The following is a 24,437-nucleotide window of genomic DNA, read 5'->3' on the forward strand; positions in this document are numbered from 1 at the left end:
TGTTTTCCTCGGTATCATGTATTTCGCAATACCGAGTATTTTCTCAGGCAGAAGGCTCACCACATGAGCCTAGCTGAAGTTTGTTTATAATCAGGAAAAGTTATTACCAATCAACTCTAACGACAGCACTAATACTCACACTGTAGTCAAAGGTGAAACGCTCACCAAAATTGCAAAAGATAGCGGCGTATCCGTCGCAGAATTGCAGAAAATTAACCACATAGCCAATCCAAACCAACTAAAAGCAGGTCAAAGGCTTGTCCTTTATACGGGTGACTATCTATGGCGCAGACCACCGATGGTAGTGATATCGGAATATATGCAAAAAATATTTAACATGAACCTGGCTGCCACCCCTGCTATTGTAGATCACAAGCGTAGTCATATAGTCTTACCTAAAGGCAATGAAGCACAACAATACAACGGTGACAAAAATATCGTTGTTATACGTGGTGGCGCTACCAGTGCACAAGTTAACGCACGTAAGAAAGATAAAGATATTCCACACAAAACCGTGGTAAAAAATATCAAGAAAAAAGTAGAAAAGGCGCCAGTATCAACTACCACGCCGATAAAGGATGGGTTATTGTTTCCCCTGCCAATCCGCCCTTTAGATGACTACCACACTGGGGAACGCAAATTTAATGCACCCCGTGGTATCCGGCGGCATGCGGGATGTGATTTATATGCCCCTCTAGGAACAGAAGTCCGGGCAATGGCTGATGGAGTCATTATTCAATGCTATGATTTTTACTGGCAAACCGACGCTATTGAGGTTGATCATGGTGATTTTATAGCACGATATGGCGAAATAAAACCACGCACGGATTTAGAACGCAATAAACTACGGGGGCAGGAAGTAAAGCGAGGGGATGTTTTAGGCTCAGTTGGTCATCTTATTAAAGCGAACGGGGAAAAATTCAAGTATACGATGTTACATATTGAATTGTATGGAAGTTCCACATCACCCCTTGGTGTAAATTCACATTTGTCCAATAAAAATCTGCCTCCATTTCAGCGCAGATCAGATTTAGCAGATCCAACAGCCACGCTAGATAAGTGTGTAATGACTTAAATATATATGGACTTAATATGAAAAGATTTTTGACCGTATTAGCAGCTTTTATTATGTTTAACACTCAAGTTTCGTGCAACGATGATCAAACTTCATTTGAAAAGGTATTTGACGTTATTGGTTCCCAACAAGTATTTCTTTCATCATTTGACCAATTGATGCAGCAATTAAATGGGCTATGTACTAAAAGTTCTCGCGCTACCAAAGTTCAATATAAATATGGCAATATTGAGTGCACAAAAGATGTTGGAGCTGACTCATTTTCAATTTCAGGTGGTAATTATATTGGATTTATTCAAACGAGCTTTGTAGGGGCAGATAAATGTTCCTATGCAAAAAAAAACATTAACTAAGAATTTTGGAAAACCTAGTAAAGTTTCGAGTGAATGTGCACTTAAGTGGAAGTTGGCTCCTTTAAAAAAAGGTGGCCCACATAGATACGTTGGCTTCGAGACATCTAAAGAAGAAAACAAAATTTACTTTTCAATTGGTGAGGAACAGGGTCCGTAAATGTATTACTAGCAGCGGATTTGAAGAGGAAATTATAGCTTAAAACCTAACCTAGTTTGCAAATACCGGTTTAAATTCAATTTCCACTTCGAATTTAAACCCGCGAGCATTTAAACCTTGAACAACTATTTATAAATGTCAGCTAGCACCCGTTTTAGAGTCGTTATCAGCCAATTGAGGATTCAGTTCCAGCACAACCTGAGAAGTACGTACCATACCCACAAAATCTCGTTGTTCTTCTACCGGTACTGTTGCACTACTTGTCATTCTAATCAGGGCAAATACGCCTAACCCACCTAATGCCAAGGCGAAGTAAATCATGAGCCCTCCAGCTCCAACCTGATCCATCATGACACCGGCGACAGTTGGGCCGAGGGTGGCGCCAATGCCATAAATTAGTAACAAGCTGCTGGTTGCTTCGAGCATTTGCTCTGGTTGCAGATGGTCGTTTACATGGGCGACGCTCAGGCTGTAGATAGTGAACATAAATCCACCGAACAGAAACGACACCCCGAACAATGTCATGGTGGAAAATCCAATGCTAGCATATGCTGAAATCGCCAGTATCATGCCTGTAAAAGTGACAAATGTGAGTACCACACGACGGTCATGCCGATCTGACAGATGGCCGATTGGCCATTGCAATAGCATGCCGCCAATGATGGTGGCACTCATGTAGAAGGCTATATCTGAACTGGAAAGTTCGATACGTTGGGCGAATACGGCCCCCATTCCCCAGAACCCGCCATTTGCCAAGCCTGCGGTGAGGGTTCCCAGCACACCAAGTGGTGAAACTTTGTATAGGTGACGCAAACTAATACTGGGTGTGTGAACCTGCGCTGGCTCTGCTATGCGAGTTAAGGCAATGGGTATAAGTGACAGCGAGAGCAGCACTGCTGAAAGCGCGAATGGGATAAAACTTCCCACATCTCCGGCGAGGATCAGGTATTGCCCAAGCGCCATAGCCAGAAGAGTCACTGCCATATAGGTAGAAAACACCATGCCGCGTTGGTGATTGCTGGTCATTGCGTTTAGCCAGCTTTCGATGACCATGTAAAGCCCTACCAGACAAAAACCTGTTACAAGTCGCAGCCCTCCCCAAGTCCACGGGTCTATAAATAACACATGGAGCAATGCTGTACTAGAAGCGGTGGTCGCCAATACGGCAAAGGTTCGAATGTATCCAACACGACGGATTAATTGCGGAACCAGGAAGGTGCCCAACACAAAGCCAAGAAAGTATGCCGACATGATAATACCGGTTGCAGTAACAGGAAAGCCTTCCAATCCGGCACGCAGGCCTAGCGTTGTACCCATAAGGCCAACACCTGCGAGCAAAATACCCATGCCAAGTAATAATGAAACGATAGATTTCAAATGAACAGTTCTATTGAGGGTTTATGAAGCTGGCCCAGCATAGACAGGTTTTCGAAAACATGTATATGCTCATGCCAATGTCAGTCGAGAATATTCATTATTTCTGAACTGAATTTGAATTTTGTATGCAATCAATTTTACCCAGACGTAAGCGCTTTTAATAGAAAAAATTCCTACGCAGAATAACTATTGAGTATTGATATTATGTCATATTTTCGATGAGTCTGAAACGCGGCTATCGGTATGCCGCCCAATCATTTGTTAGTCAATATTAAACAACTCGTTTGTTAAGGAGCATTCAAACACTTCAAATATATTTTAGTTTGTTTCATAGTGCATCTACATTGTAATCATTCATAGTAACCAAACAGTTTCTTTTAAATTTCCAATTTTCCTATTTGCAATTCACTACTTAGAAAACCAATAGTATTAAAATACTGGCCATACTTTCTATTTCTCTATACAATAATTTCAGCGCTTGGTAATTCTTCTGCGCCCTATTCATAACTGGTCTTCTTTATTTCTCACCCATTTAAAAGATTTTTAATTATGAATATTGCCATCATTATTTATTCAAATGATTCAGAAACCGTCTGGAACGCATTTCGATTTGCCAATACATCCCTTGTCTATAGTAATCAGGTCACGGTCTTCCTGCTTGGAAAAGGGGTGGAATCGGGTATGGTTAGCACGTTGCAATTTGATATACAGGAACAAATCAGCCTTTTTAAAGAAAGTGGCGGCCTTATGGTTGGATGCGGCGTGTGCTGTGAAAACAGAAAAGATGAAATGCCATCTCTCACCGAAGATCTCGATTGTGAAATGGGCTCTATGCAACAATTGTATGGCATTGTGGCAGAAGCCGATAAAGTCATTACATTCTAAATATTGATTGGTATGGTTGCCCTTCCCTCTCATCCCATCACGCTTAACACCAGCATATCCCCATTTTTAGAGCAATGCAAGGTTTATGACCTGTTACATTCAGCTGTTGCTATTCTTGATGGGCGTTGTTGTATCCTTTACGAAAACCCGGCTTTTTCAACGTTTAATCTTGCTGTGCGTGATGATGCGATACAGTTGAGACAATTACCCTCCCTTCTGGACTGCCCAGATATACAGGACTGGCTGAATCAGTGTCTTCAATCTGGCAAGAATCTCACACTGAAGAAAACTTTTTATTACTCCCCTCGAATAAAGGTTGATGTGACGCTTTGCGCTCGCCTCATTCTCACTTCAAACACAGATGAAACGGGTATTTTTCTTACATTGGGTGAAGAATCGATTGATTTTGACCGAAGCCACATTGCCCGTTCGCAGGAGTCGCATCGCTCGTTAACAGAACGAATCAAAGCATTAGATAATGATAAGCGCCAAAATGAACGTCTCATTCGCGTGCTTCTGAAAGATGCCCCCTTTGCCATGTTATTGATGAACTCAAAACGTGAAATCATCCAGACCAATCGTGCGGCAGAACAGCTTTTTGGAAAAACGGCTGCTCAACTACTCGGCCAACCTTGTCAACAAGTTCTATCCTGTTACCAGAAATGTGGCCACTGTCCTGCAATGGCAACCACGCTGTCAATAGTGGCTGAAGAAATAACGGGACTAAAAAGTGATCTACAGATTATACCGCTCATCAGAAACGCGGTGGTGTTGGACCGTGACACTGAGCCCCTCATCATTGAAGCATTTATTGACCTGACTGAACATAAGCAAACACAGGAAACCCTTAACCGTTTGAGCGAATTTAATCGCTTATTGGTTGATTCATCCGGGGAAGGCATATTTAGCGTTGATGTGGACCTGCATTGCACATTTGCCAACCAGGCAGCTGCAAGCATATTGGGTTACAAATCTGAAGATTTGATTGGCCAGCATATACATACCCTTTTCCACAGCAAGCAGGAAGATGGCAATTTATTACCCATAGAAGACATCCCGATTTACAAAGTGATTTCCTCTGGTTTAGGCATGGAGGCCAATGAGGTTTTCTGGAACCGAAATGGTCACGCTATTCCAGTGCAATACCAATGCAATCCTATCCATGAATCAGGCAGTGTATCTGGAGCAGTTGTTGTTTTTCGGAATGTTTCTGAAGCACGTGCTACCGCTAAAAAGCTGGATTATCTTGCCACACATGATGCACTCACCGGCCAATTGAACAGACACGCTTTTGAACAACGATTAGCTAACGTCATCAAACATGCTTATGAGGACGAATTCAACCACGTACTCTGCTATATAGATCTGGACCAGTTCAAAATTGTCAATGACACATGTGGTCATGCAGCCGGTGATGAACTGTTACGTCAACTCAGTGAAATGATCCAAAACAATCTGCGTAGAACAGACATATTTGCCCGATTGGGCGGTGACGAATTCGGGCTCTTATTCGCTAATTGTCCAATGGAAAAAGCGAAAGTACTGGCGCAAGAACTACTTTCCCGCATTTCTGAATACCGCTTCAGTTGGAATAATAAACTTTTCTCACTTGGAGCCAGCATCGGCATGGCAGAGCTTAACCGGCACATCCCAGATACCAGCACTGCAATGAGTGCAGTGGATGCCGCATGCTACGTTGCAAAGGAACGGGGTAGAAACCGTCTGCATATATATCAGGCCAATGACCTGGATCTCAACCAGCGTCACATGGAAATTGAATGGGTTGCACGTATCAAAACTGCCTTGAACGAAGATCGATTTTTCCTCATGGCGCAATCAATAGTATTAGTAGACCAACCCCATGTTCAACATCAGCATATGGAACTTCTGCTACGAATGTATGATGAGGAAGGAAAGATCATCAATCCTGGCTCTTTCATTCCTGCAGCTGAGCGCTATGGTTTGATGACTGAAGTGGATAAATGGGTGGTCAAGGAAGCGCTTAAACAATTAACACTGCACCCCCAGTACCTGCAACAAATTGTTCATTGCTGTATCAATTTATCCGGACAATCTATTTCGGACGAAAAATTCCTGGCTTTTCTACTGGAACAATTAGCCCAGCACCCAGCTGCTGCAAAACATTTATGTCTGGAAATCACAGAAACTGCGGCAGTAACCAATCTCTCCCATGCTTCACAATTCATGCGAAGCATCAAGGAGAAAGGTTGTTCATTTTCATTGGATGATTTTGGCAGCGGTATGTCTTCTTTCGCCTATCTGAAAAATCTTCCGGTAGATTTCCTTAAAATTGATGGTAATTTTGTACGGGACATTAATCATGACAAAGTCGATTACGCCATGGTGGAAGCCATTCATCGCGTGGGTAACGTTATGGGCATCAAAACCATAGCAGAATTTGTGGAGAATAATTTAATACTGGGGCACCTGAAAGATATTGGTGTGGATTGTGCTCAAGGGTTTGGTATTCATAAGCCAGAACCTCTGGACAAATTTTTATCAAAAACCATCAACCCTGTTTAGGATTACCACTAACCTCTAACGCCTGCTTTAATTTTGCTGGCATAATCTAAGTCTTACTCATATAAAATTGCTTTCATAGCTGCTTCAATTGTCTTGCAAAATGAATCAAACCAAACCGCCCATTCCCGTTACCCTACTTACTGGTTTTCTTGGCAGTGGCAAAACCACTTTGTTAAACCACTTTATCCGGCAACTGCCTCATACAGCCATTATCATGAATGAATTTGGCGAAGTGGGACTTGACCATAAATTATTGGAAAAAACCCAAGGGCCTATTGCTCTGCTCTCTGGTGGATGTGTTTGCTGTACAGTTCAAGGCACACTATCCCCCACGCTTAAAAACCTTTTTATGTCGGCCGCTAACGGCAGCATTCCAAACTTTGACCGCGTCATTATTGAAACCACAGGGATAGCAGATCCTACACCTATTATCGATACACTGATTAATGAACGCTGGATAGCATCCCGGTTTCAACTGCAGGGAGTAGTAACGACGATCGATTCGGTGTTGGGTGAATTGCAACTGGATAGCTATCCCGAGGCAGTAAAACAGGTTGCAGTAGCTGACCGTTTGGTATTTACCAAGACAGACTTGGCGAGTTCAGGCCAGATAGAAGCCCTTAAATTGCGCGTTGCAATGCTTAATCCTGGCGCCCCAATGATTGATGTTATTAAAGGTGAAGTAGATCCAGCTGCCATTCTACACGCTAGCGCTTATAATCCTGCCAGCAATACTGATAACGTACAGAAATGGCTAGATAACGGCCACTTCAAGCCTATTAAACGCGGGGCTTTTGTGGCTACCAAACTCATTCCTGGTGATGCTCATGATGACCGGATCCGCTCCTACAGCCTTTTTATAGAAGAACCCTTAGAGTGGGATAATGTTTATTCCGCATTGAATAAACTGGTGAGCACGCGCTCGAAGAATATTCTACGGGTTAAAGGGATCCTGAACCTGAAAGGAAAAAATACGCCAACCGTCATCCATGGCGTTCAGCACATCCTTTACCCCCCCGTTGAGCTACCCGCGTGGCCAGATGAAGACCATCGCAGTCGTCTGGTAGTCATCACTTACGATCTTGACAAGAATATTGCGGAAGAATTGTTGGAAAGCTTCAATTAGAAGGCTATCTGTACATTTCAATAATGGCAACCTAATTTGCGCTTAAGGGTTTGCTGCACGCTTTCTTCGCATGACTTCGTCACGTGATTCCTGAAATTGCTCCCGGGTTTCATGTTCAATGAATAATTTACCTACTCCGGGTGGAATCCAGACACCAGGTATCGTATCAGCATGATAAATAACGCGAGTCAGGTCTCCTTCGGTAATGAGCTGTGTTACCCCTTCCAGCTTGTGAATATTACCGCTAACCATATGGGTTTGAATTTTATTGAACGAGAACAAATGAATTTCTCTGATTGATTCAAACGGAAATGATACCGGGCCATACTTTGCAATACCTTTCTGGGCAACCCGAAAAATATTTTCTGTTCGATCAATCACCTTACTCGATTGTAAATTACCAATAAAAGTAGACATATGATCAAAATCAGTCAAGACTTCCCACACTAATCTGGCGGGTGCCGGCACTGTAAAATTCACATCCACAAAGACATCTTCACCTTCAATCTGCACCTTCACATCAATATCTTTTTCAGCGCGCACATCAGCAATCGCTTGAGATTGGAATACCCACAACAACGCTAACATGAAAAGTAATTTATTCATTTTATGAAGTAAACCTGTTCTGAATGAATGATAATTCCATTGATAAAATTCACTGTGCATAGCACTATGTTATAGCACACCACTGTTGGTCTATATTGCTAAAATTTCAATGAAAAATCCACTAGAAACTATTCTGGCTTATCACCAGCGAACCAAGCACCACTTTCAACGCTATGCGACAGGACCTGATGGACTGGACTGGGCAAGCCAACCGAATCCTTTTCGCACCTTTGAAGGCTGCAAGCAATTAGAATTGCCCTTACTGATTGAACAGCCCCATCCGTTGTATACCGATCTATACGAACCTAAAGCTATTTCTGCACAACCATTAACTTTAAAGAACATTGCCGAATTACTGGAGCTTTCTTTTAGCATTTCCGCATGGAAGCAATACGAAAATACGCGATGGGCGCTTCGCTGCAACCCGTCAAGCGGAAACCTGCATCCTACTGAAGCTTATGTTATTTCAGAAGGTTGCGAAGGTATTGCTGATGGTGTACATCACTATGTTAGTCGTGACCATATTCTTGAGCAGCGTTGCCAATTTGACAGCAAAAAACATCTCCTGCCTGCAGAATCGTTTCTTATCGGCCTTTCTTCGATACATTGGCGGGAAGCTTGGAAATATGGCGAACGCGCCTTTCGCTATTGTCAGCATGATGTGGGACATGGGATTGCAGCAGTCCGATATGCAGCGGCATTATTAGGGTGGCAGGCTCAGGTTCTGTCTTCTTCGAGTGACGAGGAAATCAGTGCGATTCTGGGTATAGACCGGGAGGCTGATTTTGGCCCCGCTGAACGTGAACATGCAGACGTAATGCTGCTTATTACAGCCCGAAACTCCGTAACTGCCAATGACACACCAGATTTGGAGCAAATTGTGCACATTGCAAAATCCGGCCAATGGTTCGGAAAAGCAAATGTCCTGTCAGTTCTTCATGCAAATGACTGGCCTGTTATTGAGGAAGCAGCTGTGGCATGCACTAAACCTGAGACTGAAACGCAGCCATGGTTTGCCCCCTCACTCCCCACCCCTGTCAGTAGCTCATGTGAGAAATCAGCGATTGCCATTATCAAGCAAAGGCGAAGCGCGCAATCATTTGATGGCAAAACCGGAATGGCTGCTAATGTTTTTTATCGCATGCTGGATTTAACTCTGCCTCGCCAGAACACAGTGCCCTGGGATACGATAGACTGGGCGCCACGTATTCATCTTGTACTTTTTGTTCATCGCGTTGAAGGGCTTGCGCCAGGACTTTACCTGTTCTTGCGCAACGATTCGATTGAAGCGTTTTTGCGAAGTCACTTATCTTCAGAGTTTGAATGGGTAAAACCTGAGGGATGCCCTGAACATCTGGTTCTTTTTCGTCTTGTAGCCGCTGATGCACAAAATGCTGCACAGGCGTTGTCTTGCCGACAGGATATAGCATCTGACGGGGCGTTCAGCCTTGGCATGCTGGCAGAGTATGAAGCCAGTCTGGCTCATGGCTCCTGGATTTACCGCCAGTTATTTTGGGAAGCAGGCATATTGGGCCAAGTACTTTATCTGGAATCCGAGGCAGCCGGCTTACGGGGGACGGGCATAGGATGCTATTTTGATGATGGCGTTCATGACGTGTTAGGGATCAAGGGGCACGCCATACAGAGCATGTACCACTTTACTGTTGGCACAGCACTGGCGGATGAACGCCTGCAAACACTGCCAGCCTATGACCATATTAAGCGCAACTGACAACTGAATTTATTACACGAATCAAATTAAACACCATAATATCCCGGCATTTGAAGCGCGCTACATGCTTCACTGCCTGAACGTTAACGTGTATTATCCTCTGATGTCTGAAGCTATTTGCGCTGGGTTACCTGTATAAAATTGATGCATAAATTCATAAATCAGTTCAACCTGCCACGCTATTGCCCCTATGTATAAAAGTTACTTTGGCTTTACCGAAGCACCCTTTTCCATCGCACCGGATCCTCGTTATCTGTACATGAGCCTACGCCATCAGGAAGCGCTTGCGCATCTTCTTTATGGTGTAAATGGTGGTGGCGGTTTTGTATTACTGACGGGTGAAATTGGAGCAGGTAAGACCACAGTATGCCGTTGTTTTCTGGAACAGATTCCACAGTCGTGTGATGTTGCTTATATTTTCAATCCCAAACTGACAGTAGCAGAACTGCTTTCAACCATTTGTGTTGAGTTTGGCATTGCATATCCGCCTGACAACACAAGCATCAAGGTATTTATAGATTGCATCAATCAATACCTTTTAGAAGCCCATGCCAAAGGCAGGCACACCGTTCTGGTTATTGACGAGGCGCAGAATCTTTCAGCCGAAGTGCTGGAGCAAATGCGACTTCTGACTAATCTCGAAACAAACGAACGCAAATTATTGCAAATCATCCTGCTTGGTCAACCCGAGTTGGCTGATATACTGGAAAAACCAGAACTTCGGCAGCTTGCGCAACGAATTGTTGCGCGATATCACTTGGGACCGTTAACCAAACCAGAAGTCGCAGCCTATGTGCAGCATCGACTGGATGTTTCCGGAGCTCAGCGCCCCTTATTCCCTGCTTCAGTCATGGGACAACTATTCCGCTTGAGTGGTGGTGTTCCCCGAGTGATCAATGTCCTCTGCGACAGGGCGCTGCTTGGCACTTACGTACAAGGCAAAGATAAAATCAATCGCGCAACGCTTAAGCAGGCAGCGCGCGAGGTATTGCATCAACCAAAACATCGAAACCGGAACCTGTTGCGCACACTTTCTATAGGATTGATTTTTTTGGCGATCAGTCTGCTTGGGTTGGTGGCATATCAGCAAATGCAACGAGAACCAAAAACGCCTTCAGTTGAAACAGCAATCGCAAAAACCAATGCAAATGTGAAGAGCAAAATTCAAACTCCGCTTTCCTTCCCTGAACATACGTTGCAGGACACTTTGGAATGGCCCGCAGATACGCCACTCTCTAATAGTAAAACCATGGCTTTTACTACTTTGTTTAAATCTTGGGGAATCGAATATCAGGCTGGAGATGCTTGTCAAAATGCTGAGACTTTCGGACTGCACTGCTACTCAACCCGAGGTGGACTGGATGAGTTACGTCAATTAAACCGGCCTGCAGTGATGCAATTACATGATGCAGCCGGGCAAGAATTCTATGGCATATTAACTGCACTCGACGAAAATCATGCCTCCTTTATCATTGGCAATCAAACCCGTGCAATACCCCTTAAGAAATTAGCAGCACAATGGTCTGGTTTCTATACCATTTTATGGAAAATGCCAGCCAATACTGCTGTAAAGATTCACTCCGGAGATAGCGGGCCTACCGTTGAATGGATTAGCAAACAACTCTCAAAATTTCGGGGAGATATGACTCAAACCATCATTAATCCAGTATTTGATGATGCCATGATCAATCAAATTAAACAGTTTCAACTCTCTCAGGGGTTAATACCCGATGGGATACTCGGCCCACAGACGCTGATGCGATTAAGTGGCGTGGCTGATCACGCTGCACCAACACTGTTACGTGAGCAAGGGAAAAAGTAATTATGTCGTATATTCTCGATGCGATCAAAAAATCTGATCAACAGCGGCAACGGGGTACCACCCCTACTTTGCAGACACAGCAAGCAACATTAGAAACTCCCAGGCAACCTGCATTATTCATTTACGGCCTGCTTGCCGTAGTTTTAATTACCACGGGTATTGTCATTGGCATCCAGCGCCCATGGCAGTCAGACCCGGTCTTACCTGAAAACAAGAACACCGTTGAAAAACCTTTAGAATCTAGCCAACAAGCAAAAACGCCTGCTCCCCAGCCTCACATATCCAGTTCAAATTCAAGATCAGAAAATAGCCGATCTGCACAAAAACCGGTTAAAACCTTAGCACCTGCGTTGCCTTCTACTCAATCAACCATTACGCAAGAACCCACAGCCATTGCTAAAGCTGTCACACTCGAAAAACCACCTCTCAAGACTGTTGCGCAACAAAAAGAAGAAACTGTAGTGCCTGCCATGGGACAATCGGCAAAACCTGTTGTGAATAGTATTCCGCAGGAACAAAAAATCATGACAATAGCCGAGCTCCCTCCCGCTATTCAGCAGGAAATACCCAAAATGGCCATATCTGTCCACGTCTATTCCAGTAAACCTAAAGATCGGCTTGTTGGAATCAATGAACGCTTATTGCGGGAAGGTGATGATCTGTTAACAGGCCTCAGGCTGGAACAAATCACACAGGAAGATATGGTATTTGGCTACAAAGGATTCCATTTCCGGAGAAGTATCAAATAACACCACCACCTTTCAGTTCATTTTCACAAACTGCTTAAATAAACTCTTCACATACATCTTGTCATGTTTAAATTCATATTAATTGAATTGGGAGCTTAAATAACCACCCGAAGTATCCGGATTATTGACATGAGTCAGATCCGTGTCAGCTAGATAAACACCTGAAGGGTATAGTTTAGATATGGGTTGAGGTGCTCCAATCCAGTTTCCTTGTGCGTAATCTACCCCAATGACTTTTAGCATTTTCAATACAGTTTCACTTTCAACAAATTCGGCAATCGTCTGCAATCCCATCACATGCCCTATATTATGAATGGACTGCACCATGGCAAAATCAATCGGGTCATCTGCCATATCTTTTACAAATGCACCATCAATTTTCAAATAGTCCACAGGAAGATTTTTAAGGTAGCCGAACGACGAAAGCCCACTGCCAAAATCATCAAGTGAGAAACGACAACCTAGTTTCTTGAGCTCTCGCATAAACTCTGCGGCAACAGACAGATTAAGAATAGCTGCCGTTTCAGTAATCTCGAAACAAATATTCAGTGGGGATACTTTTTTCTGTTCAAATTGTTGTGTGATGAATTCAAGAAAGCCCTCATCACCCAATGAAGCACCTGACAGATTAATGGAATATGTATTGATCAGCCCACCGGGCTTGTTTTCAAACACATTTGATAGCACGGTAAACGAATTACTGATAACCCATCTATCGATATTTTTCATCATGTTATAGCGTTCAGCTGCTGGAATAAAAGCCATTGGCAGAATTGTTTCTGTCTCATTTTCATCCAGCATACGGAGCAGAATTTCAAAGTGCAGGCTTTTTTCTCCCTGGATGCAAAGTGGTGCAATTATCTGCGCATACAGCATAAACCGATTCTCTTCCAACGCTCGGGTAATACGAGTCACCCACTGCATTTCTTCTCGTCTCCGGAGCAATTCACTATCTGCAGGCTGATAAATATGTATGCAGTTGCGCCCCCTGTCTTTTGCCGCGTAGCACGCTGCATCCGCCGCACTCAAAACAGAAGCAACACTTTCACTTTCATCATTTAACACAACCAGCCCTGAGCTGACACCCACTGCAAAAGATTTGTTATTCCACACAAAGCGATAATCCTGAACCAGCTGGCGCAGCATTTCAGCAATATCTCGCGCTGTTTCAAGAGAGCAATTCTCCAGCAACACACCGAACTCATCACCACCCAATCTGGCCAATGTATCTCTTTCACGCACTTTGGCATGCAGCAATATCGTTAATTGCCGCAATAGCTCATCCCCCCCTGAGTGGCCGCAGGTATCGTTTACAATCTTAAACTGATCAAGATCCAGATAACACAACACATGGGTTCTGCCGTGACTTTTGGCACTTTCCAACGCACGCGCAAGACGACATTCAAACTCCCGACGATTGACCAGACCTGTCAGCATGTCATGACTAGCTTGGTAAGATAGCTTCGCAGTGGCCTCGAGAATCTTTTCCTGCATGTGAACATGAGAAGATTTAAGCCTCGAAGCCATAGTATTTATCCCCTGCTCCAAAACTTTCAGTTCCCCGCCTGAATCCTCTGGAACCTTTACGTCCAGATCCCCCTTACCAATTTTCTTAACGGCATCAACAAGCCTGTAAATCGGTACTGTTACACCTTGGCTCATTCTATAGGCCAGCATTGCACTGCCAACAAGACCTAGCAAAGTAATAAATAAAGTCTCGAGTAAAAGCTCATTTTTACGCTTAATCGTGTTTTTAAGCGAAAGCTCAATTTCCACTTTACCAATAAATTTGCGCGGCTGAATCGAATCTGCGCTTTTGCTATCCGAAGGCATATCAGATATCAGATCATCCACCTTAATTTCGCTCTGATAAACTGGAGCGCTAAAGCCGAGTACATTAGTACTGCCAACACTAGCAATCTTGTGTGTTTTGCCATTTTCAGCAGAAAGTTGCCTTTCCACTCGAGTCCCGCTCTCAGCAAGCAAGGTTCCGGAAATATTATAAATAGAGACTGCGCTGACATCAGCTTCACGCAATGCAGCGTCAGTTAAATTCTGTAATATTTCATGGTTTCCAGATATGACACCATATTCACTCGCTGGCGCAAGTTGGCGGACAATTGCATTTCCTCTATTTTCAAGCGATTGCTCCAAGTCCGATATGCGTGAACTCGTGAAGTGCACACCCAGCAACAAAGCAATTGCAGCAGCAGGCATCAGCGCCAAAAACAAAATTTTGCCTTTAATTCCCCACTTATTCATTATTCTTGCTCCACCCATTTCTTGAGTTTTTCATAGAGTACCGAATCTTCATCTACGGTAATCCCCAAGGAGCGGGCAACCTGACGATTTATACTGATGCTGAAAGTTTGAGGATATTGGGGCGAAGGCAATACAATCGAATTTCCCTTTACCATCTTGATAATTGCATCCACTGCTTCCGTTCCGACCTGATCAGGTGAGCTGTACAATGCTGCCAACGCACCGGCACGCACATAAGAGGGAGAAAAAGCAATAACAGGATCACCAAAACGATATGTAGTTAACAATATCCCTTGAATATTCATATTGTTAAACACCGTAGGTTCTGGTAAGGCAAGCAATACATCCACTTCGGTCAACAGCGACTTGAGTACTGAAATCAGTTCATTCTCAGCGCCAATCTCCCGGGCAACTATTTGAAGCTTCTTTTGCCTGGCTACACTTACGAGTGAGTTGATTGATCCCTTTGATGAAGGGCCGTATAACACGCCAACCCGCCTCTGATCTGTAAACATAACCCTGATTAGATCTAACTGCCGGCTATAAGGCTGATCGATATAGATAGCAGAAAATTTTTGAATTTCCGAAGCGGAATTGGATTTGGCGATACGTTCAAAGCTTTGCTTGGGAACGAGCAAGTTCAGCACTGGTGGATGAGTATCCATATGCGCTGCAGCTTCTGCGGCCTTTACGCCAATTGCAACAATAAGATGTGGCTGAATAGTCATTCCGGAACGCACCAACTCTTCTACGTCACTCATGCCCACAACAAGTTGCGATTTTCTATCCTTTAATCCAGATTGAATCGCTTGAGCCACTTCAAGGTAGGCTCCAGATTTCTCACTTAACAATAAAAGCAAACGTGATTCAGCTTGAGCAATATTGGGAAAAATAGACAAAAGCAGTCCTATCACTATCAATCGGATAGAGATTGACCTGACGAAAACAGATTTAAAATAATATGTGAACAAACGAATCACTGACTTAAGAAACCTTTAAAGTTCGAGACGGAAAGTGACAAATGTTCGTCTGTCAAAACTGTTATCCCAGCGAAACTCGTTGTACGGATCACCCAAATTCTGAATTACTATACCCATTTCAGCCTTTTTTCCTCCAAGCAAAAATTTCTTTGCAATACGGGCATCCAGTCTTCGATTAGTCGGTAAAGCCTGACCATCTCCAAGCGCATGCATATCAGAAACCTGGTAATAGCCCAAACTGACATCCAGCCCATTGCTAAAACCATGCATCATCAACAGACTCAAAATATGATTAGGATTTGAACGCTGCAAATCCTCTGCAACTCCAGTATCAAAGGCATAACTGACGGTTCTTGTATAAGCATTGCCCAGAATGAACTGTGTTTTCGGTTCTGGACTCCAGCGCAATTGTGTTTCAATCCCATCTACAGTCATCAGGCCATCATTCCTGAAACTATGGCAATTAAAGCTGACAGGTTGCAGCAAACCAGGGATCGTCACTGGACAAGAAACCTGGAACTGATTAATGACATTTTTAATTTCATCACGATAAAATCGAAGGTCAATCGACAAACCGTAGTTAGGAATTTGGCCGAGATAACCCACTTCAGAAGTGGTTATTTCTTCCGGCTTTAGCCCGCCGCTATTTATAAAACGTGGAATTGAAACAATACTTACAGGCTGACCGAGAAGAGATAAATCAACAGGTAACTGCAATTTGTAATTGGCATTTTCTTCAAGCAAGGTAGGCGTACGCAGCGCCTTTGAAATACCCACTCGTATCGTATGATCCGGTTTGATATGATAATTAATTGAAGCACGTGGTGACCAAGCACTTCCAGTCAAATCATTATGCTCAAACATGGCACCTGCATTCAATATCAGCTTCGGTGATACGCGCCATTCTCCGTTTCCAAATACCCGCTGCAAGTTATTTTGGCTAACTTCTTGAGTTCCCAGATAAAAAGGTGCGTAATCCCTGTTCGCCTGAATACTGCCCCCCCATGAAAATCGAAACCCTGCTAATAAACTTTGGTTACGCTGGAATTCCAGATCATAACGTTCTGATCTTGTGACATCATTTAAAGTTGCAGAAAGAATTGGAACACTGAAAGGAGTATTAGGGATATTTGCAGAATAGGGAACTGTATCAGCGATTTCATTTGAAGAACGAAATGAATGAGAAAACTGAATGCTTGTTTCATCCTCAGGCCCTGCTACTCTTTGCCATTTGAACTGCACAAAATGACTGACAATTTTCCTGTCTCTGCTTGGGTCAAGTTCATTATCCCCGCCCACTCCTCTGGTCCCACCGTTGTAACCAAACTGCATATGCAACGAATCAGTCTTATCCAGTTGCCGATCTGCTCGTAAAGTCATTAAATGAATACGTTTACTGTCGTTTTTATCATTAAATCCTTCATCTGTGCGATAACTCGCAGTTAAACGATAATCCCAATCAGACAACTGACCGCCATAACGCATTGTCCCATCACTGGTACTTTTATTACCCGCAGAAAATGAAAGCAGCCCCCCTCTATCTTCACGAGAATGACGAGTAATGATATTGATCACACCCAAAAACGAATTAGATCCATAAGACGCAGCATTGGGGCCACGTGTCACTTCTATGCGTTCAATATCCTCTATAGCCAAAGGCAGGTCACTCCAGTGCACCTGTCCCCACAAAGGCATATAAACGGAGCGACCATCCACCAGCACTTGTACCCTGCCAAAATAGCGATTTGGCAAGCCATGACCGACAACCGCTTCGTGCCCGTTGAAATAACCAACATAAAAACCAGGAACCAATCGAAATAAATCAGGGATTTCTCTGAAACCAGAGGCACGAATCATGTCACGATCGATCACCGTCACAGCACCAGGCGTTTCAGAAGTGGGCTGAGCAAGTCGCGATACCGAGAGCACTACCGGCATTTCAGTCAGAAACTCCTGTTCCGAAAGAATGCCCCCGGTTTGCTGTAACTCTGCAGCAAGGGCCGAAAGTGCAAACGACAATAATAGAGACAATATTGAAATACGTTGCCGACAACGAGAACCAGGCAACACTAACATTTTCCAGACCATTCTGTTCATTCCGCCTAGAGGCAAACGATTATAGTTTTTATAGTTACAAGATATTTGAGAACTGATTATACAGACAATTCAACCTTTCCAGACACAAGTTCCCTGACTGGCTTTATCCAATGCTTCCAGATAGCTGTTATGCGCCTCCAACTCCTCTTGTGTTGCCTTAAGAATGACAAGCTCACGTTGACCAACGATTTGTTCCGATGCGCTGGCAGCTGTCACTTCGTCCATCTCTATATTCAACGTTTCCTGACCTCTGGTGAGAGCAAGATAAACTTCTGCAAGAAGTTCTGCATCCAGTAACGCACCGTGAAGTGTACGTGCCGAATTATCCACCTGGTAACGTCGGCATAGTGCATCCAGGTTGTTTTTTTGACCAGGATGCACTTCCTTGGCCATTTTAAGGGTGTCAATCACACTGGGACAAAAATGGTTTATCCGCTCACGCTGCAGCATACCCAGTTCATGGTTCAGAAAACCCACGTCAAACGGTGCATTATGAATAACCAGTTCTGCGCCATTCACATATTCTATGAATTCATTCACAACGTCTTTAAAACGGGGTTTATCCTGTAAAAACTCAGCACTGATACCGTGTACCTGCTGCGCACCGGCATCAATATCCCGATCCGGGTTGAGATAACAATGGTAGTGTTTACCGGTAAGACGCCGGTTTATCATTTCCACACCAGCAATTTCGATAATACGGTGCCCCAGTTTGGGATCGAGACCAGTTGTCTCGGTATCCAGCATCACTTGCCTCATTGACTTACCCTTCCCTCAACACTTTTTCAACACCGCGGTTCGCCAACTCATCCGCCCGCTCATTTTCAACATGTCCGGCATGCCCTCGCACCCACAACCATTCAATTTCATGGCCGACTGTCAGCGCATCAAGCTGCTGCCACAAATCAGCGTTTTTAACCGGTTTTTTATCGCTGGTACGCCAACCCCTTTTTTTCCAGTTGACAATCCACTCACTGATTCCTTTCTGTACATATTGGGAATCAGTATGTATTCTCAACTTGCAAGTGCGCTTGAGCGCTTCGATTGCGCGGATTACCGCCATCAATTCCATACGGTTATTGGTTGTCATCGGTTCTCCACCGAACAACTCTTTTTCAGTGCCATTCAAACGTAACAATGCTCCCCACCCCCCCACGCCAGGGTTACCTTTACAGGCACCATCTGTAAATATATCTACCACATCATTTTTTTCAGTTGTCATTTTCAGTTAATTCACGGGATTGCGTTTTAAAATTCACTACCTGTTGCGTTGCGGGTGCCAAAGATTTCTCTCTCGCCATTTTATCTTGCCATCTCGGCATGATCACACGCATGCTATGCACACGTTTCTTTGCCTGAATAAAATAAACCCCTCCACCCATTACCCACCAACGATCACCCGCTGGTTCCATAAACTGTGTTCGACTTAACCACCCTTCACTATTCACTGGCGGGGCATAACAACACAGACTACTATCAATGACTTCCAAACCGAGCAATGCCAGCCAGTCTTTTAATCGCGTTAAAGAAATAAACTTTCCACACCAGGGATATTCATTGCTCGATTTTCGGACCAGATGCCAAGCTCCCCACATACTCCAGGGGTTAAATCCACTGATCACTACATGTCCTTCAGGCATCAGAACTCGTTCAACTTCTCGTAATACCTGATGTGGATTTGTATTAAACTCCAGTACATGTGGCAATACCATTAAATCAACACTCTGGCTTGCTATTGCCAAATGACTAAAATCGGTTTGCAATTGTACCAATGCTTCACTACCCGCAGTAAAATGGAAAGGAATACGATTTTTTCGCAAAAAATCAACTTGAGGCAAACCCAGCTGTAAGGCATTAAACCCAAAAATATCAGCCACCATACGATCAAAACATGCCTGCTCACGTTCCAGCAAATAATGTCCTAGGGGTGATTGGAACCAGTCATAGGCATTTTTCATAGGGTTCACACTCTAAATTACTATTGTGGAGACAAGTATGCTAAAAATATTTCCAATTCCAGCCTTTGACGATAATTATATCTGGGCAATTCATAATAACCATGAATTAGTTGTAGTAGATCCAGGTGATGCGGAGCCAGTATTAGACTACATGAAAAAAGAAAAGCTAAAGCTGACAGCCATATTAATTACCCATCACCATAGTGACCATATTGGTGGAAACAGTGGGCTTCTTAAGCATTTTGACATCCCGGTTTACGGACCTGCCCACGAAAAAATCAGTACAGTCACTCATCCGTTAGAAGAAGGAGATGAAGTTTTTTTACTACAACTTCCCCTCAAACTTCAGGTTTACAATATTCCCGGTCATACAGCTGGCCATATAGCCTATTATGGCGCAAATCACCTTTTCTGTGGTGATACGCTTTTTGGCTGCGGCTGTGGCAGACTGTTTGAAGGAACACCGGAACAGATGCACACATCCTTGCAAAAACTGGCACAATTACCCGATAAGACAGAAGTTTACTGCGCTCACGAATACACATTGGCCAACATTCGCTTTGCCAAAGCAGTGGAACCGCTCAATTCAGATATTATTCAACGATTTGAACATGACCAACATCTCAGAAATCAAGGCAAACCTACCCTGCCCTCTACAATCTCAATAGAAAAACTAACCAACCCATTCTTGCGCTGCACTGAACCAGCAGTGATCGCCGCCGCTTCCTCGTATAAAAAAGCTGCTACACCTGACACTGTCTCAGTATTTGCAGCCATCCGCGAATGGAAAAACAACTTTCACCAATAAAACCAATCGTTATCTAACTGTTAATTAATCCAAAAACCTTGACTAGACTAGGGACTCTTGGTTACCATTCTTCGTCCCCCACACAATCTTCACGGCCAAAATAGATTTCATTATGCAGTCAAAACAACCGCTTATAATCGCGGCGATGCTATTTTTCATATCGCTACCACTTAACGGGCATGCAGATGACTCACCCTGGGTTGCAACTTTTGCTCCCACAACCGACACCCCATCAGAAAATAAAATCACAGTAGCACCCCAGCCGTCGCCAGCCATCAAGATTGCTTCTACATTACAATCAGCAACCGAAATAACCTCTTCTCGAAACAACTCAGCGCCTTTAAAAACCATCACTTCAATATCAAAACCAACATCCTCTATCAAACTTGCTCCTGCGATAGAATCGGCTTCAGATGATTCGTCTATGCAAGATGACGAACTGAATATGGCGGTTCAAGAGTCCGGCGACTTATGGGACCGTATACGTAGCGGATTTGCGCTTTCCGAAATGAATGATCCACTCATTCAGGAAAATGAAAACTGGTATGCCAACCGCCCAGATTACGTGAAACGCATGATATCGCGCAGCAAGCTGTATCTTTACTATATTGTTGAAGAAGTCGAAAAGCGTGGTATGCCAACAGAAATTGCGCTGCTACCTATGATAGAGAGCGCTTTTAACCCTAAAGCCTACTCAACCAGCCATGCTTCAGGTATCTGGCAATTTATTCCGTCAACAGGAAAAAACTTTGGGCTGGAACAGAGCATTCGATACGATGGACGGCGTGATGTCACCGCAGCAACCAGAGCTGCTTTGGATTATCTTGAAAAACTACACAATATGTTTGGTACGTGGGAACTTGCGCTGGCTGCCTACAACTGGGGAGAAGGATCTGTATCACGCGCAATTGCGCGAAACGAAGCCAAAGGTGAGCCAACCGATTATCAAAGTCTTTCAATGCCAGCAGAAACCCGTAGTTATGTCCCTAAATTGATTGCGGCAAAAAATATTGTCATGAATCCAGCTAAATTTGGATTAAAACTTGATTCAATCCCGAATGAGCCCTATTTTACAAAAGTTATTGCCAAACGGCACATGGATGTAAAGTTGGCTGCCCGTCTCGCAGAAATGCCTTTAGCTGACTTTATTTCTCTAAACCCTGCTCACAACGGCCCCGTGCTTGCGACAAATGGCCCTAGAACGCTGTTATTACCTGTTGAAAAGGCTGACACCTTTACGACTAATCTGTCCAGCTATTCCAAACCCCTTGTTTCCTGGCAAACCTATTCTGCCCACAAAGGGGAGCGACTGGATAAAATTGCGAAAAAATTTGGTACCACGATTAATGCATTAACCGAATACAACCAGATTGCCTTGCATAAACACAAATTGGCATCGAACCAAAATCTTCTGGTGCCTTTACGCAATAATGACACTTCAGACTTGATTGCGGTAAACCTGAAATCAGCCGAGCCTGAGCCTGTTGTGGTCACAACCGAGAAAGCATCGCACAAGGTTAAGAGTGGTGAAACCATTTACAGCATCGCCCGACGCTACAATGTAACAACTGCACAGCTTAAGGCATGGAATCATCTGAAAACAAATCATATTTCCCATGGCCAGACACTAGCTGTGCAACGTGATATTTCAGTCCAAAATACTGAAATAAAGACTGCCTCAAAATCAGGAAAATTGCAGACAGCCAAAACCAAAAGTAGCAATGGCAAACGTACTATGTACACTGTACGTCGTGGCGACACCCTTCACAGCATTGCAAACCGCTTCAATGTTGCGATCAACGATATACAACGTTGGAACAATCTCACGCAAAAAAATACGCTACGGCCTGGCCAGAAAGTAACCGTTTACCTGTAAAGTCTAGTAGCGGTGACTATTTTACATATAAGTGACAACGCACGGTTTGCGTTGTACTGATTTGTGTTTCATCCGGGTAAACTTCCTGACAAACCGGCATCACATGCTGACAGCGTGGATGAAAATGACAACCTGATGGCGGATTTGACGGCGAAGGCAAATCTCCCTGAAGCCTGATAATTTTCCTGCCCTCATCCTTATCTATTACCGGCACAGCAGAAAGCAATGCCTGGCTATAGGGGTGCAAGGGCTGTTTCATCACTTCACCAACACTTCCCTGTTCCACTATCCTCCCCAAATACATGACGGCTACATCATAGGACAGGTATTCAACTACGGACAGATTATGGGTAATAAAGAGATAGGTTAAACCTAACTCAGCCTGCAGTTTTTTCAACAGATTAAGAATTTGCGCCTGTACCGATACATCCAATGCACTTGTTGGTTCATCACACACAATCAATTTTGGGTTCACTGCCAATGCACGGGCAATGGCAATTCGCTGACGTTGCCCACCGGAAAATTCGTGAGGATAACGATATTTGATTTGAGCGGACAATCCCACTTGCTGCAATATTGAATCAATACGTTCCTGTCGCTGTCTGGGAGAATCGCCTATCGCTAACGCAACCATGCCTTCTTCAATAATATCGGCGATCATCATGCGTGGATCCAGAGATGCATAGGGATCCTGGAAGATAATCTGAAAATCCGCACGGCGCGCACGAAGCGCAGCTTGATCTAAGGTAGTCAGTTCTGAACCGGCGAAGCGTACACTTCCTGCTGTAGGAGGGATCAACTGAAGAATACCTTTCCCCACAGTGGTTTTGCCACAGCCTGATTCCCCCACCAATGCCAGAGTACGACCCTTGTTAATTATCAGGGATACATCATCTACCGCTTTCACAGCCCCAGCCATGCGTCTGAATATCCCTTTATGAATAGGAAAGTGAACTTTTAAACCAGAAACCTCAAGCAATCGATCATTTGAAGTGCCTTCGCTTTCTGGTATTGATTTTTCTGTTGGCTGGATAATCGGAGGCCTTTCTTCTCCAGCGTTTGCCTTTTCAGCCAGATGGCATCTTACAGAATGGCCATTCCCCAACACCGTCCATTCCGGGCTAGTGCTATGGCATAGTTCCCAGGCATAATCACAACGAGAAGCAAAACGACATCCGACAAACTCCTGAGTAAGCGGCGGTACTGAACCTTTAATAATCGCTAAACTCTGCTCGCGCTTTTCTCTGCCTGGCAAAGATGCAAACAGTTTTCGGGAATAGGGATGAAAAGGAGAAGAAAAGAATTGCGACTTGGGTGCCAGTTCTACAATTTCACCGGCATACATAACAGCAACTTGATGTGCCATTTCTGAAACCACACCCAGATCGTGTGTAATCAGCAGAATAGACATATTGCGCTGCTGTTGAAGCTCTCTCAACAAATCCAGAACCTGTGCCTGTATGGTCACATCAAGGGCAGTTGTCGGTTCATCCGCAATAAGCAAATCAGGCTCACCAGCCAATGCCATGGCAATCATGACCCGCTGTTTCATCCCTCCCGACATTTGAAAGGGATATTCACCATAGCGCTGCGTTTCATCAGGGATACCTACAGCACGCAGTAATTCCAAAACTCGGTTTCGCGCAGCTTTACCCCTCAGCGAGGTATGGCAAAAAAGTGATTCTTCTATTTGCTTACCAATTGACATCACAGGATTGAGACTGGTCATCGGCTCCTGAAAAATCATGGAGATTCGCTTACCGCGCACAGTCCGCATGGCCACTTCAGGCAACGCCAGCAAATCCTGCCCTTCCAGATTTATAGAGCCGGATTGAATCCGTCCCGCATCAGGCAACAGACGCATGATAGAAAGCGCCGTCATGGATTTTCCGCAGCCGGATTCCCCTAGTAAGGCAAAGGTCTCGTTTCGACCAATAGCAAAACTCACACCGTCTACAGCCCGAACATTCGCCTTACCTGAAGCAAGCCAGGTTTTTAAATTCTCAATTTGTAATATAGGTTGGCTCATG

20 protein-coding genes are annotated in these 24,437 nt (G+C 44.1%); 10 read left to right on the top strand and 10 right to left on the bottom strand.

The window, feature by feature from the left end; all coding sequences use genetic code 11:
* The first annotated feature begins 337 nt into the window (after positions 1-337).
* Together EDC63_RS07135 and EDC63_RS07140 are read left to right on the top strand one after the other, a co-directional pair.
* The gene (locus EDC63_RS07135) at positions 338-1,075 is read left to right on the top strand and encodes a M23 family metallopeptidase (protein WP_165922935.1); all 738 of its coding nucleotides are present in this window, start codon (positions 338-340) and stop codon (positions 1,073-1,075) included.
* Between the two features lie 17 nt (positions 1,076-1,092).
* Positions 1,093-1,428: a hypothetical protein gene (locus EDC63_RS07140; RefSeq protein WP_124945667.1), complete on the top strand. Its 336-nt coding sequence runs from the start codon at positions 1,093-1,095 to the stop codon at positions 1,426-1,428.
* Positions 1,429-1,723: 295 nt separating this feature from the next.
* On the opposite strand, the gene EDC63_RS07145 is transcribed toward EDC63_RS07140, so the two are convergent.
* A complete protein-coding gene (locus EDC63_RS07145; protein WP_165922936.1) occupies positions 1,724-2,902 on the bottom strand; it encodes an MFS transporter in 1,179 nt (392 codons plus the stop codon).
* A 609-nt stretch (positions 2,903-3,511) separates the two neighbouring features.
* Between EDC63_RS07145 and EDC63_RS07150 the strand changes: the two genes are divergently transcribed.
* From EDC63_RS07150 to EDC63_RS07160, 3 genes are all read left to right on the top strand, one after another.
* Positions 3,512-3,847, top strand: coding sequence for a DsrE family protein (locus EDC63_RS07150; RefSeq protein WP_124945665.1), 336 nt, complete (start codon positions 3,512-3,514; stop codon positions 3,845-3,847).
* 12 nt (positions 3,848-3,859) lie between these two features.
* Positions 3,860-6,391 (top strand): EAL domain-containing protein, encoded by a 2,532-nt coding sequence (locus EDC63_RS07155; protein ID WP_124945664.1) that lies wholly within the window; start codon positions 3,860-3,862, stop codon positions 6,389-6,391.
* Positions 6,392-6,491: 100 nt separating this feature from the next.
* On the top strand, positions 6,492-7,517 hold the full coding sequence (locus tag EDC63_RS07160; RefSeq protein ID WP_124945663.1) for a CobW family GTP-binding protein: 1,026 nt from the start codon (positions 6,492-6,494) through the stop codon (positions 7,515-7,517).
* A gap of 42 nt (positions 7,518-7,559) precedes the next feature.
* Here EDC63_RS07160 and EDC63_RS07165 read toward each other — a convergent pair whose 3' ends face one another.
* A complete protein-coding gene (locus EDC63_RS07165) occupies positions 7,560-8,123 on the bottom strand; it encodes an SRPBCC family protein (RefSeq protein WP_223248199.1) in 564 nt (187 codons plus the stop codon).
* 109 nt (positions 8,124-8,232) lie between these two features.
* On the opposite strand from EDC63_RS07165, the gene EDC63_RS07170 reads away from it, so the two are divergent.
* The 3 genes from EDC63_RS07170 (at position 8,233) to EDC63_RS07180 (ending at position 12,426) form a co-directional block, all read left to right on the top strand.
* Positions 8,233-9,855, top strand: a complete 1,623-nt coding sequence (locus EDC63_RS07170; RefSeq protein WP_124945662.1) for a SagB/ThcOx family dehydrogenase — start codon at positions 8,233-8,235, stop codon at positions 9,853-9,855.
* Positions 9,856-10,045: 190 nt separating this feature from the next.
* Positions 10,046-11,677: an ExeA family protein gene (locus EDC63_RS07175; protein ID WP_124945661.1), complete on the top strand. Its 1,632-nt coding sequence runs from the start codon at positions 10,046-10,048 to the stop codon at positions 11,675-11,677.
* A gap of 2 nt (positions 11,678-11,679) precedes the next feature.
* Complete coding sequence (locus EDC63_RS07180) at positions 11,680-12,426, top strand: general secretion pathway protein GspB (protein ID WP_124945660.1); 747 nt, start codon at positions 11,680-11,682, stop codon at positions 12,424-12,426.
* 78 nt (positions 12,427-12,504) lie between these two features.
* Here the strand turns inward: EDC63_RS07180 and EDC63_RS07185 are convergent, their stop codons facing one another.
* The 6 genes from EDC63_RS07185 to EDC63_RS07210 form a co-directional block, all read right to left on the bottom strand.
* Positions 12,505-14,688: an EAL domain-containing protein gene (locus EDC63_RS07185; RefSeq protein WP_124945659.1), complete on the bottom strand. Its 2,184-nt coding sequence runs from the start codon at positions 14,686-14,688 to the stop codon at positions 12,505-12,507.
* Entirely contained in the window at positions 14,688-15,587 is a 900-nt protein-coding gene (locus EDC63_RS07190; protein WP_124945658.1) for an ABC transporter substrate-binding protein, read from the bottom strand. The genes EDC63_RS07185 and EDC63_RS07190 overlap by 1 nt, the downstream gene beginning before the upstream one ends.
* Positions 15,588-15,683: 96 nt before the next feature.
* Positions 15,684-17,756: a TonB-dependent receptor plug domain-containing protein gene (locus EDC63_RS07195; RefSeq protein ID WP_165922937.1), complete on the bottom strand. Its 2,073-nt coding sequence runs from the start codon at positions 17,754-17,756 to the stop codon at positions 15,684-15,686.
* Positions 17,757-17,834: 78 nt separating this feature from the next.
* Positions 17,835-18,524 (bottom strand): DNA polymerase III subunit epsilon, encoded by a 690-nt coding sequence (gene dnaQ, locus EDC63_RS07200; protein WP_124945656.1) that lies wholly within the window; start codon positions 18,522-18,524, stop codon positions 17,835-17,837.
* Between the two features lie 4 nt (positions 18,525-18,528).
* Entirely contained in the window at positions 18,529-18,987 is a 459-nt protein-coding gene (gene rnhA, locus EDC63_RS07205) for a ribonuclease HI (protein ID WP_124945655.1), read from the bottom strand.
* Positions 18,977-19,723, bottom strand: coding sequence for a class I SAM-dependent methyltransferase (locus tag EDC63_RS07210; RefSeq protein ID WP_124945654.1), 747 nt, complete (start codon positions 19,721-19,723; stop codon positions 18,977-18,979). Before EDC63_RS07210 ends, rnhA begins: the two co-directional genes overlap by 11 nt.
* 37 nt (positions 19,724-19,760) lie before the next feature.
* Here EDC63_RS07210 and gloB point away from each other — a divergent pair, with 37 nt between their 5' ends.
* Positions 19,761-20,531, top strand: a complete 771-nt coding sequence (gene gloB / locus EDC63_RS07215) for a hydroxyacylglutathione hydrolase (RefSeq protein WP_124945653.1) — start codon at positions 19,761-19,763, stop codon at positions 20,529-20,531.
* A 42-nt stretch (positions 20,532-20,573) separates the two neighbouring features.
* On the opposite strand, the gene EDC63_RS18535 is transcribed toward gloB, so the two are convergent.
* Positions 20,574-20,915, bottom strand: coding sequence for a hypothetical protein (locus tag EDC63_RS18535; RefSeq protein ID WP_165922938.1), 342 nt, complete (start codon positions 20,913-20,915; stop codon positions 20,574-20,576).
* A gap of 40 nt (positions 20,916-20,955) precedes the next feature.
* Between EDC63_RS18535 and EDC63_RS07220 the strand changes: the two genes are divergently transcribed.
* Positions 20,956-22,407, top strand: a complete 1,452-nt coding sequence (locus EDC63_RS07220; protein ID WP_165922939.1) for a LysM peptidoglycan-binding domain-containing protein — start codon at positions 20,956-20,958, stop codon at positions 22,405-22,407.
* A 16-nt stretch (positions 22,408-22,423) separates the two neighbouring features.
* Here the strand turns inward: EDC63_RS07220 and EDC63_RS07225 are convergent, their stop codons facing one another.
* Positions 22,424-24,436: an ABC transporter ATP-binding protein gene (locus EDC63_RS07225; RefSeq protein ID WP_124945651.1), complete on the bottom strand. Its 2,013-nt coding sequence runs from the start codon at positions 24,434-24,436 to the stop codon at positions 22,424-22,426.
* Between the last annotated feature and the right edge of the window lies 1 nt (position 24,437).

This window comes from Sulfurirhabdus autotrophica, from assembly GCF_004346685.1.
Classification (GTDB): Bacteria; Pseudomonadota; Gammaproteobacteria; order Burkholderiales; family SMCO01; genus Sulfurirhabdus; species Sulfurirhabdus autotrophica.